Source organism: Dyella sp. (assembly GCF_035508675.1).
GTDB lineage: Bacteria > Pseudomonadota > Gammaproteobacteria > Xanthomonadales > Rhodanobacteraceae > Dyella_B.
In genome coordinates, this window is sequence record NZ_DATJMN010000170.1 from 1 (window position 1) to 11,615 (window position 11,615).

The following is an 11,615-nucleotide window of genomic DNA, read 5'->3' on the forward strand; positions in this document are numbered from 1 at the left end:
TGCGCAGATGCGCGACGACCTTATGCACTTCGTCATCGCTGACGAAGGCGCCGTGGACGCGTTCCGGCGTCGCCGTTCCCGGCGGCAGATAGAGCATGTCGCCATGGCCGAGCAGCGTTTCGGCGCCGGATTGGTCGAGGATCGTGCGCGAGTCGATCTTGCTGGACACCTGGAAGGCGATGCGGGTGGGGATATTGGCCTTGATCAGGCCGGTGATCACGTCCACCGAGGGGCGCTGCGTGGCGAGGATCAAGTGCACGCCGGCCGCGCGCGCCTTCTGCGCCAGGCGCGCGATGAGTTCTTCCACCTTCTTGCCGACGATCATCATCATGTCGGCAAACTCGTCGATGATCACGACGATGTACGGCAGCGGCTCCAGCGGCTCGGCCACCAGGCTGGGCATGTCGGGATTGGGGCGGAACAGCGGATCGAGCAGCGGCTGGCCGGCGTTCTCGGCGTCCTTCACTTTCTTGTTGAAGCCGGCGAGGTTGCGTACGCCCACCGCGGCCATCAGCTTGTAGCGGCGTTCCATTTCGGCCACGCACCAGCGCAGCGCGTTGGCGGCTTCCTTCATGTCGGTGACGACCGGCGCGAGCAGATGCGGAATACCCTCGTAGACGGAGAGTTCCAGCATCTTCGGGTCGATCATGATCATGCGCACGTCTTTGGCGCTGGCCTTGTACAACAGGCTCAGCACCATCGCGTTCACCGCCACGGATTTACCGGAACCGGTGGTGCCGGCGACCAGCAAGTGCGGCATCTTGGCCAGATCGGCCACCATGGCACGGCCGCCGATGTCCTTGCCCAAGGCCAGCGTGAGCGGCGATTTCTGCTGGTCGTATTTGTCGGAGCGCAAGATTTCCGACAGGTACACGATCTGCTTCTTGGCGTTGGGAATTTCCAGGCCGATCACGTTCTTGCCGGGAATCACGTCGACCACGCGCACGCTGACCACCGACAGGCCGCGCGCGATGTCCTTGTCCAGGCTCGACACCTGGCTGCCGCGCACACCGGCGGCCGGTTCCAGCTCGAAGCGGGTAATCACCGGGCCGGGATACACGCCCACCACCTTGGCTTCGATCTTGAAGTCCTTGAGCTTCAGTTCGACCTGGCGCGACAGCACTTCCAGGGTTTCTTCCGAATAGCCGGGGCCCTGCTCCGGCGCTTCGTCCAGCAGCGACAGCGGCGGCAGTTCGCCTGGCTGCGCGGCTCCCACGAACAGCGGAATCTGCGTCTCCACGCGGGCGCGTTCGCTCTTCACCACCGGTGCCGCGGGTGCCTCGATGCGCACGGGTTCGCGCTTGGCCTGCTTGATCGCCTCGGTTTTCTTCACCACGTCGCGCTCGACGCGCGCCTGATGGGCGGCGATCACTTCCGGCGCCTTGCGCAGCTTGCCGCCGAACCAGCCGGCCAGCCGCAGCACGCCCTGCCCGGTGAGGTCCATCAGCTTGAACCAGGACAAGCCGGTGGCGAAGGTGATGGCGACCAGGAAGATCGCCAGCAGGAACAGCGGCGCGCCCTTGTCGCCAAAGGCGCTGAGCAGCGCATGGCCGATGCCGCGCCCGATCACGCCGCCCGGACCTTCCGGCGCCATCGCGCTGTCCTGGAAAATGATCCAGCACAGCCCCGGCGCAGTAACGAAGAAGAACACCGAACCGATCAGGCGCAGCGAGGGCTCCCACGGTTGCACGTTGCGCACGCCATGGTTGCGCAGCACCTGCACGCCGAGAAACAGCAGCAGCAAGGGGAAGCAGTAGGCCACGCTGCCGAACAGGTAGCGCAGCAGGTCGGCGATGTAGGCGCCGACGGTGCCGCCCAGGTTGTGCACGTGCCCGCCCGTGTCGGCGTGCGACCAGCCCGGGTCGGCCGCGCTGTAGCTGAAGAGGCAAACCAGCAGGTACAGCGCCAGCGGCAACAGCAGTAGCGCGCCGGCTTCTCGCAGGCGGCGTTTCACTTCCTCGCTGAGGCCGGTCTTTTCTTTTGCTTTTCGAACGTTTGCGCTGCGCGCCGCCACCGGGGTGTGTTTCCTTTTAGGAAGGTCGAACGAATAACCATGCGTGCTGCAGTGTAACAAGGCGCGTGGACGGGATAGCGACGGCACGGACACCGCCATCCACAGGTCAGGTTCAGAAACGTGCAGTGCAGGTCAACCTTGAATAGCCCCTGCGACTTCCCCATGCTTGCGGGTTCCTCGGGAGGCCTGTGAAGACCTTCCCAACATCGAGAACCGCCCTGATAAATCGTCAGCAAACCCTTAAGGATTATAGCAATGACCACCCCCAAGCATAGCCGACTGCTGATCCTCGGCTCGGGCCCCGCCGGTTACACCGCCGCGGTGTACGCCGCACGCGCCAACCTCAAGCCGACCATGGTCACCGGCCTGCAGCAGGGTGGCCAGTTGATGACCACCACCGAGGTCGACAATTGGCCGGGCGACGTCAAGGGCGTGCAAGGTCCGGAACTGATGCAGCGCATGGCCGAACATGCCGAGCGCTTCGAGACGGAGATGGTGTTCGACCATATCCACCAGGTGGACCTTGCCCAGCGGCCGTTCCGCCTGAAGGGCGACTCGGGCGAGTACAGCTGCGATGCGCTGATCATCGCCACCGGCGCTACCGCCAAGTACCTGGGCATTCCCAGCGAGGAACACTACAAGGGCAAGGGCGTGTCGGCCTGCGCCACCTGCGATGGCTTCTTCTTCCGCAACCAGGACATCGTGGTGGTCGGCGGCGGCAACACCGCCGTGGAAGAAGCGCTGTACCTGGCCAACATCGGCCGCAAGGTGTACCTGGTGCATCGCCGCGACAAGCTGCGCGCGGAGAAGATCATGCAGGACAAGCTGTTCGAGAAAGCCGCCGCCGGCAAGATCGAGCTGGTGTGGAACCATACCATCGATGAAGTACTGGGCGACGCCACCGGCGTGACCGGCGTGCGCGTCAAGGACATCAACAGCGGCGTCACGCGCGACATCGAGGCCACCGGTTTCTTCGTAGCGATCGGCCACTCGCCCAATACAGGCATCTTCGAAGGCCAGCTAGACATGCACGACGGCTACATCAAGATTCGCAGCGGCCTGGAAGGCATGGCCACGATGACCTCGGTACCTGGCGTGTTTGCAGCCGGCGACGTGGCCGATCATGTGTATCGGCAGGCGGTGACCTCGGCCGGCTTCGGCTGCATGGCGGCGCTGGATGCGGAGCGGTGGTTGGATCAGAACGGGAAGGTTTGAGGCTTGTTATTTTGGATCCTCGCACTGGAAAAAAACCTCGGCGCGTAGGTTGGTGGTGAGCGCATGCGAACCCCAACGTTGCTATGCAGATGGCGATGTTGGGGTTCGGCGTTGCCTCACCGCCAACCTACGAGGGATGGGCAAGACTTAGCAGAATGATCCAAGCCCGCTTCCACGACAGCATCGACGACATCCCCGCCACGGCGTGGGACGCGCTGCGCCCCGACGATAATCCGTTCCTCTCGCACGCCTTTCTCGCCGGCCTGGAACGCACCGATTGCATTCGCGCGGACTGGGGCTGGCAGGCGCATCATCTGGGGCTTTATCGCCACGGCGCACTGATCGCCGCGGCGCCGCTGTATCTGAAAGGCAACTCCCATGGCGAGTTCGTGTTCGACTGGAGCTGGGCGGCGGCGTGGGAGCGTGCGGGCGGCCAGTACTATCCCAAGCTGCTCAATGCGGTGCCCTACTCGCCGGTGACCGGGCCGCGTCTGCTGGTAGGTACCGATGCCACCGAAGCGGACGTGCTGCGCCGCTTGCTGGTGGATGCCATGCAGCAGCAGGCGCAGCGGCTGGGGCTTTCTTCCGTGCATGCCAACTTCCTCACCGAGGCGGATGCCGATGCCTTCGGCGAGGACTGGATGGCGCGCAGCGACGTGCAGTTCCATTGGCATCATCAGGGCTATGCCGATTTCGACGCATTCCTGGCCGCGCTCAATCACAAGAAGCGCAAAAACATCCGCCACGAACGCAAGCGGGTGGCCGCGCATGGCCTGGACATCGGCATGGTGGGTGGCGCGGAACTGAGTGCGCGGGAGTGGCGGCGGGTGCATGCCCTGTATACCGCTACCTTCGACGCCAAGGGCAATCACGCGGCGCTCACCGAGGCGTTCTTTCAATACCTGCGCAAGGAGTTCGGCAACGCGGTACAACTGGCGCTGGCCAGGCAAGCCGGGGAGATCGTGGCGGTGGCCTTGATGCTGCGCAGTGCAAGCACCTTGTATGGCCGCTACTGGGGCGCCAGCGTCGACGTGCCGGACCTGCATTTCGAACTGTGCTACTACCAGGGCATCGAATACGCGATTGCGCAAGGATTGCAGCGTTTCGAGCCCGGCGCACAGGGCGAGCACAAGCTCGCGCGCGGCTTTCTGCCGGTGCGCACGCATTCGCGTCACTATCTGGTGCACGAGGGTTTCCGCAGTGCGGTATGCCGCGCGCTTGCAGACGAGCGCGAGAGCATGGACGCTTATGCCGACGATCTGCTGGATCATAGCCCTTACGCCCGATCATGATTCGCCTGCCCCGGCTCGACGACCACCCTCCGGGTCATTTTCCCGACCCTCGCACCGCTCTCATCGAACCCAATGGCTTGCTTGCCTTCGGCGGCGATCTTTCGCCGTCGCGCCTGATCACGGCGTACGCCAACGGCATTTTTCCCTGGTACAACGAAAACGAGCCGATCCTGTGGTGGTCGCCCGATCCGCGCTGCGTGTTTCATACCGACACGCTGTACCCCAACCGCAGCTTGCGCAGGGCGCTGCGCGAGAAGGCCTGGCAGGTGACGGTGAATCACGCCTTTCGCCAGGTGATCCGCGCTTGTGCAGCCCCGCGCCCTGGCCAGTTCGGCACCTGGATCAGTCCGGCGATGATCGACGCCTACGGCACGCTGCACGACCTGGGTTATGCGCATAGCGTGGAAGTGTGGGAGCACGAGCGCCTGGTGGGTGGCATCTACGGTGTTTCCATCGGCCGGCTCTTTTGCGGCGAATCGATGTTCAGTGCGGAAAGCGGCGGCTCGAAACTGGCGTTGTGTGCGCTGGCGGCGCTCTTGCGCGATTGGGGATTTCCGCTGATCGACGCCCAGGTCAGCAATCCCCATTTGTTGGACTTAGGGGCGGAAGAAATATCGCGCGCGGCGTTTTTGCGCGAAGTGGCGACCTTGGTGACCGCTCCGTTCGATGAGCCGTGCTGGAGGGACATACCGGCCATCCCCGCGCAACTTGTTCTGGAACGCCACTGTTTTCCGCTGGCGGGTTGAACGGCTGGGATGAAATCCCAGCTTGCTTGCCTGACTGTGACTACGTGCCGCTGCTGATGGTGCCGCACATAACAGCCTTTTATTTGCTGTTGCGCCCGCGATGCTCGGGGCGAGCCCCAACGTTGCCATGCACATCACACCGCTGGGGTTCGGCTGCACCTCACAGCCAACTTACACGCTTCGCACGACGTACCGTGGCGAGTGCGCGATACGCACTCAAACCTGCGGCGCTGCGTTTAAGGCAAGCGCCTTCAACTCGCCGTAGTGATCGAGAAACAACGCCACCAGATGCGGATCGAGCTGGCCGCCGGCCGCCTCGCGCAGATAATCCAGCACCTCCGGCTCCGGCCACGCGGGTTTGTACACGCGCCGGCAGCTCAATGCATCCCACACATCCACCACGCTGAAGATGCGCGCTGCCAGGGGAATCTGCTCGCCCTTCAAACCTTGCGGATAGCCGGTGCCGTCCCAGCGCTCGTGGTGGCAGTACGGAATGGCGCTGGCGTCGCGCAGAAACTCGATTCGCTGCAGCATGTCGTAGCCCATGCGCGGGTGGGTGCGCATCAGCCGTGTTTCTTCGTCGTCCAGTTTGCCGGGCTTGATCAGGATGGCATCGGGCAGGGCCAGCTTGCCGATGTCGTGCAACAGCGCGCCGAACTTGATGTCGCGCAAGGCATCGTCTTCCAGCCCCACCAGTTTCGCCAGCCCAAGCGCCATGCGCACGACGCGTTCGGAATGGTCGCCGGTTTCCTTGTGCCGTATGTCCATGGCCTCCACCAGCACGCGCAAGGCTTGCTCGTGGCTGTCGAGCAATTGCTGGTTGGCATGATCCAGGCGTTGCACGGTGCGGCCGATCATCCAGTACAACAACAGCCCCGTGCCCAGTACGAATAGCCATCCTTTCGCAATCTGGTAGAGGACGATGCGATGCGGATCGTGTACCAGGTCGCCCAGCAGATATCCGGAAAACCAGATCCATACCGCCGAGACCAGCACGTATGTGCCGGCGGTACGCAATTGTGGACTGACCCTGATCACGGCTTGGCGGAGGTTCGGCACGCGACCTTTGCTGACAACAACGGACGATGATGGCGCAAGGTCAGCAAACGGTTGCAATCGCTGTCATGAAAAAATGCCACGCCCTGCCCCTGTCGATCCGAAGAATGCATTCTGCCACTCGCCGAGTGAAGCATGCTGTGCGGATTTGCGCAATTCGTATTGCGTTGTCGCACGGTGGCGTCGCCTTTGCCCTAGCGTGCAGGTTGGCGATGATGGACTGCGAAGACAACGGCGGGCTCGGTTTGGCGCCATCTACGATCGTCGCAATGCGGCTTGCAGCAAACGACGCTGCAGGCGATCGCCAAGGCTGGTTGCGCCGGACAATTGCATCCGCTCCAGCGCAACGGTTTCTTCGGCCTTGGCTGCGCCCGGCTGCCACAATGCCTTGAGCAACTGCCACCGGCCCTGCCATGTGGTACTGGACGCTTGCAGCCATTCCAAGGCAGGCAGCAGGCGCCGCTCGACCTCGGTGAAATCGCTGCCGAACGGAAAGGGCGGCAACCATCCTTTGTGCACAGCGTTGACCAGTGCTTCGCGCAGGGCTTCGGGATGGTGCTTGCGCCATGCTTGCGGAATCTTGAAATCCGCGGCAAGTTTCCCATGCGACTTGGCCTCTGCCGCCAAGGCATCGACAAAGCGCGCATCGCTGATCGCCAGCATCGCCTCGATGCATTCGCTATCGCTCTTGCCGCGCAGATCCGCCACGCCGTACTCGGTCACCACCATGTCGCGCAGGTGCCGCGGAATGGTACCCTGGCCGTATTGCCAGCGGATATTGGTTTCCACGCCGCTGTGCCCGCGCCGGGTGGCTCGCTGGAGCAAGACGGAGCGGCCATCGGGCAACTCGTGCGCCATGGCGACAAAATTGTACTGCCCCCCGACGCCGCTCACGACGTGGCCGTCTTCCAGCGTTTCGGACGCCGCCGCGCCGAGCAAGGTCGACATCATGCAGGTGTTGAAGAATCGCGCGCCGCGCCGCTGCAGCATGGCCAGCGACTGATGATCACCGTAGAGATGATTGACGTTGGAGACCGGGCACATGTCGATCGCATCGGGGTCGCTGCCGGCGGTGGTTTCCAGCCATTCGTAGAGTTCGCGCGTGCCGAGGAAGAATGCACCGCGCAGGTAATGGCCGCCGGGTACGTCGCCGGGCAAGCGCCCGCCCGCGGCGGCCCGTTCCAGCGCAAGATTGTCCCAGCTGCGCCGCTTGAGGATGCCGGCCTTGGCCAGATGCATGAAACCGTCCAGCACCATTTCGCTGCAGCCGTACAAGCCGGTCTTGAACGTAGCAAGGCCGCCGATGCGTTCGGCCAATCGATGCGTGGCGCCACGCGGATCCAGCGCGACCAGCATTTTTCGCCATGCAGTGTTGTCCTGGTGCCGCAGCAGCAGCCCCTTGACCAGCGCATCGGATAGAGCACCGATGCCGATCTGCAGGCAACCGCCATCTTTGACCAAAGCGCTGGCATGCAGACCTAGCGCATATTCGGCAAGGTCTATCGGCATTCTGGGCAGCGCGAACAGCGGTGGCGATGCCATGGGCGCCAGTTCGAGGTCGAAGAAATCCTGCGGCACTTCCGCCGCGCCGCCGATGTAAGGCAGCGACGGATGCACGACCGCCACGCACAGCGGGCGCGTCTTGCCGGCCGCCTTGACGCGCTCGAGAAAATCCAGCGTGAGGTCGGGGTTGCAAGACAGGCTGTAACGCACGCCAGCCGGCGTTTCGCGGCGCGCGACGAGCTGCACCAGCAGGTTGATGTCCTGGATCACCAGATCGCGCGCCACATGCGTGTAGTTCTGGCTGATGTAATTGCGCTGCGCACTGCCGGCATGCAGCAAGGCACCCGACTGCATGTAGAACTCGTGCACCGCCACATTGGACGGCAGCTTGCCCTGCATCTGGTCGACGGCGTATTGAGGATCGACGTAGTCGGCACCGAAATGGCGCGCTACGAACGGGTCGAGGAAGCGCGCTTCCAGCGTGCTCTTCGCGCGTGGCCGCGTGAGCGACAAGGCGGTGTACAAGGTCATGGAGCGCCAAGTATCGGCGATCATCAAGCCGTACAAGGTATTGAGCAATCCATGCGGTTTGCCGAGACCCAATGGCGCCGCGACGCGCAGGTCGGCGCCCAGCCGCTGCACGATGAGCTGCGCGCAGGCATCGGTGTCCGAAAAACGCTGCTCTGGCAACATGGCTTGATCATGCCAGAAAGCACGGAAGGTGGAACAGCGTATTGCTCGGGATAAATGGCCCGCTACTCGCCACGATACGCTCCCTCCCCTGCGAAGTAGGGGAGGGTTGGGGTGGGGTTGCTTGAGCTTTAGCGTACCGCCGAATGTCCTGCGAAAATGCATGCAAGCCATGTTCGGCTCACGCCGCTCGCTGCGCTCGCACCCACCCTAGCCCTCCCCTACTTCGCAGGGGAGGGAACCGTTTGTCGCAACGATCCAGATGCCCGCTTCGCTTGCGAGCTATAGAGGGCCCACAACATCCTATGCGGTGGTTTGCGCCGGCGTCCCTATACTTTCTGCATGTCCACCACGCTGCCGCCCGTCCCCAATCGCATACTTGCCGAACAAGCCTTGAGCCGTGCCGCAGGCGCGCCGTTGCTGGGCGGCAACAAGGTGGATCTGCTGATCGACGCCGAACAGCATTTCGAGGCATGGCTGGCCGCCATCCGCGGCGCGCAGCATCGCGTGCTGCTGGAGAACTACATCATCCGCGACGACCACGTGGGGCGTGCCTTCCGGGATGCCTTGGCGGAGCGTGCGCGCTGTGGCGTACAGGTCGCGGTGATCGTCGACTGGCTGGGCTGCCTGGGCCAATCGGGCTCAGCGTTCTGGAGGCCGGTGCGCGAGGCCGGTGGTGAAGTGCGCGTGTTCAACCCGCCGCAACTTGGCCAGGCCCTGGGCTGGATGAGCCGCGATCATCGCAAGCAGTTGGTGGTGGACGGATGCCTGGGGTTTCTGTCCGGTATTTGCATCAGCGCGAAATGGCTGGGCCATCCGTCGCGCAACATCCCGCCGTGGCGCGATACCGGCGTGGCCCTGCGCGGACCGGCCGTGCTGGAACTGGAAGCCGCGTTTGCCGATAGCTGGATCGCAGCCGGCGGAGCGCATCCGATCTATGCACCGGCACCCGCCGGCATGGAAGCGGGCAGCGTGGCGCTGCGCGTGATCGCCACCCAGCCGGCGACCGCCGGCATGTACCGGCTGGACCAGCTGATCGCCGCCATGGCGCGCCGCAGCCTGTGGCTGACCGATGCGTATTTCGTGGGCGTGGCGCCGTATGTGCAAGCCCTCTCCGCCGCCGCGCGCGATGGCGTCGACGTGCGCCTGCTGGTGCCGGGCACCAGCGATATTCCGCTGGTCGCCAGCATGTCGCGCGCGGGCTATCGGCCGCTGCTGAAAGCCGGCATTCGCGTGTTCGAATGGAACGGCTCGATGCTGCATGCCAAGACCGCGGTGGCGGATGCCCAATGGGCGCGCGTGGGCTCCTCCAATCTCAACCTCGCCAGTTGGTTGAACAACCGCGAGATCGACGTGGCCATCGAAGATGCCGGCTTTGCCGCGCAACTGGCCGAGCAATATGAGAAGGACCTGGAAAACGCCACCGAGATCGTGCTGGCTCCCCGCCGTTACCGGCGCGGCGAGCGCGTACGCAGCAGCGAGGCCAGGCCGCAGCCACCGCGGCATGCAGGCGGAAGCTCCGGCCGCGCCGCAGCCGGCGCACTGCGCATTGCCAATACCATGGGCGCGGCGCTGACCGATCGCCGCATTCTGGGCGATACCGAAACCGGCGCCCTGCTCAGCGTAACCCTGTTGCTCGCCGCGCTTGCCGTGGTGGCGATGCTGTGGCCGGCGGTGATCGCCTGGCCGTTGGCGGCGATCGCCGCCTGGTTTGCCATCAATACCGGCATTCGAGCATGGCGATGGCGCAGGCGGCATCTACGCCGCCTGCAGGACATGCACGACGAACACCGCTAAGTTCCCAACTACCTGCCCGGTGACGACGGTCACAATGCAAAACGGGGACGGGTTGCGTGCTGCTGTTCGTCGCAACGCCTATACGCAAGCTTTCGCTTGGGGCGACTACATTGCGCGCGGGCAGACGGGGCGCCCGCTTGCATGGGCACCTTCCACCACGTCTGCCCGACTCGCCCGGGGATAGTCAGGCGACCTTATGAAGCGTGTCGTACTCGCCGATTGTGCTCGGCCACTTAACGCTGTCTTATGTCATATCGAGGAGGCACCTATGAAGCTGCACTCCATCTTCGCGTTGCGCGCGGCCAGAGCGCTTGGTGTGCTGGCTATTGCGGCATTGACGATGTCGGCCACGTTGCTTGCTTCCACGCCAGTGCACGCCCAAACGGAAGCCCCCGTTACGCTTCAATGCCAGGTGAGCACCAACGGCACCGGTTACGCGCTTGCCTGCAATGGCATGATTCCCGGCGGCAGCGGTGTCCTCAATTGCCAATCACCGAATGCGATCAACAACAACGACGGCGTATTCACGGCAGCGCCGGTGACTTGCACCGGCACCGCCAACCTGCCGCTGACGACCATACCGGGCACCCTGAGCACCACGTCACTCGTCATCGACACCAAGAACGGCACGGCCAGCATCGATCAGGGGTCCGCCACGCTTACCGTAAACCAGGGTTTGTCGACCCTGACCGGAACCTGCCAAGGTGCGGCGCTTTCGGCGAGCTTGTCGCCGCCGACGGCAAGTGTCCCCAGCGGCACGTGCAGCGTCACGCTGAATGTACTTGGTGTCGGCAATGCAACACTGACGATACAAAATGGAGCGATCAGCCTGGTCGACGGTTCCACGCTTTCCATCAACAGTCCTGGCATCACGCTTACCACCGCATTGCTTGGCGCTCCTGTCACAAGCGCCAGTTGCGACAACTCCATCCAGATCAGCCTGAGCCAGCTTCCGTCGATCTCCGGTCTGCTGACGCTGTGCAAAGGCTCTTAGGCACCAAAAACATCTGCCATGCCAATCCAATGCCTTCCCTGCAAGCAGGGGAGGCACGGCCTTTCGACGCGGCGGCCCGCACAAACCTGCATGCGCGATGAGCATGGCGCGCCCATGCGATGTTCCTCAAGCCAATCGTGCTAGTCTCCCGCGTCCATGCACGCGCCCGACGACTTCCCCGAGGGTGCCGGCGGTAAGCCGACCCGGCACGTTCTGACGCCCAGCACGCTCAACCGGCTGGTACGCGGGTTGCTGGAAGATGCCTTGCCCCTGGTGTGGATCGAAGGCGAGCTGTCCAACGTGGCGCG

At 63.8% G+C, this 11,615-nt stretch carries 9 protein-coding genes; 6 read left to right on the plus strand and 3 right to left on the minus strand.

Going from position 1 to position 11,615, the window contains the following annotated elements; all coding sequences use genetic code 11:
* The coding region (locus VMA74_RS09365; RefSeq protein ID WP_414649591.1) for a DNA translocase FtsK at positions 1 to 2,014 on the minus strand (2,014 nt) is incomplete at its 3' end.
* 255 nt (positions 2,015 to 2,269) lie between these two features.
* Here VMA74_RS09365 and trxB point away from each other — a divergent pair.
* The 3 genes from trxB (at position 2,270) to aat (ending at position 5,267) form a co-directional block, all read left to right on the plus strand.
* A complete protein-coding gene (trxB, locus tag VMA74_RS09370; protein WP_325366376.1) occupies positions 2,270 to 3,229 on the plus strand; it encodes a thioredoxin-disulfide reductase in 960 nt (319 codons plus the stop codon).
* 155 nt (positions 3,230 to 3,384) lie between these two features.
* A complete protein-coding gene (locus tag VMA74_RS09375; RefSeq protein ID WP_325366377.1) occupies positions 3,385 to 4,521 on the plus strand; it encodes a GNAT family N-acetyltransferase in 1,137 nt (378 codons plus the stop codon).
* Positions 4,518 to 5,267, plus strand: a complete 750-nt coding sequence (gene aat, locus VMA74_RS09380) for a leucyl/phenylalanyl-tRNA--protein transferase (protein WP_325366378.1) — start codon at positions 4,518 to 4,520, stop codon at positions 5,265 to 5,267. Before VMA74_RS09375 ends, aat begins: the two co-directional genes overlap by 4 nt.
* Positions 5,268 to 5,483: 216 nt before the next feature.
* Here the strand turns inward: aat and VMA74_RS09385 are convergent, their stop codons facing one another.
* Both VMA74_RS09385 and VMA74_RS09390 read right to left on the minus strand, forming a co-directional pair.
* Positions 5,484 to 6,326 carry an HD-GYP domain-containing protein gene (locus VMA74_RS09385; RefSeq protein WP_325366379.1) on the minus strand — a complete coding sequence of 281 codons (843 nt, stop codon included), beginning with the start codon at positions 6,324 to 6,326 and terminating at the stop codon, positions 5,484 to 5,486.
* Between the two features lie 252 nt (positions 6,327 to 6,578).
* The gene (locus VMA74_RS09390; protein ID WP_325366380.1) at positions 6,579 to 8,519 is read right to left on the minus strand and encodes an acetyl-CoA hydrolase/transferase C-terminal domain-containing protein; all 1,941 of its coding nucleotides are present in this window, start codon (positions 8,517 to 8,519) and stop codon (positions 6,579 to 6,581) included.
* 339 nt (positions 8,520 to 8,858) lie between these two features.
* On the opposite strand from VMA74_RS09390, the gene VMA74_RS09395 reads away from it, so the two are divergent.
* From VMA74_RS09395 to VMA74_RS09405, 3 genes are all read left to right on the plus strand, one after another.
* Complete coding sequence (locus VMA74_RS09395; protein ID WP_325366381.1) at positions 8,859 to 10,313, plus strand: phospholipase D-like domain-containing protein; 1,455 nt, start codon at positions 8,859 to 8,861, stop codon at positions 10,311 to 10,313.
* Between the two features lie 268 nt (positions 10,314 to 10,581).
* A complete protein-coding gene (locus VMA74_RS09400; protein WP_325366382.1) occupies positions 10,582 to 11,307 on the plus strand; it encodes a hypothetical protein in 726 nt (241 codons plus the stop codon).
* Between the two features lie 156 nt (positions 11,308 to 11,463).
* On the plus strand, positions 11,464 to 11,615 hold a 152-nt coding region (locus VMA74_RS09405; RefSeq protein WP_414649592.1), incomplete at its 3' end, for an exodeoxyribonuclease VII large subunit.

Bases quoted from the DNA above. Each gene is read 5' to 3' on its own strand.
- trxB (WP_325366376.1), top strand. From the start codon at position 2,270: ATGACCACCCCCAAGCATAGCCGACTGCTGATCCTCGGCTCGGGCCCC.
- VMA74_RS09375 (WP_325366377.1), top strand. From the start codon at position 3,385: ATGATCCAAGCCCGCTTCCACGACAGCATCGACGACATCCCCGCCACG.
- aat (WP_325366378.1), top strand. From the start codon at position 4,518: ATGATTCGCCTGCCCCGGCTCGACGACCACCCTCCGGGTCATTTTCCC.
- VMA74_RS09390 (WP_325366380.1), bottom strand. From the start codon at position 8,519: ATGTTGCCAGAGCAGCGTTTTTCGGACACCGATGCCTGCGCGCAGCTC.
- VMA74_RS09395 (WP_325366381.1), top strand. From the start codon at position 8,859: ATGTCCACCACGCTGCCGCCCGTCCCCAATCGCATACTTGCCGAACAA.
- VMA74_RS09400 (WP_325366382.1), top strand. From the start codon at position 10,582: ATGAAGCTGCACTCCATCTTCGCGTTGCGCGCGGCCAGAGCGCTTGGT.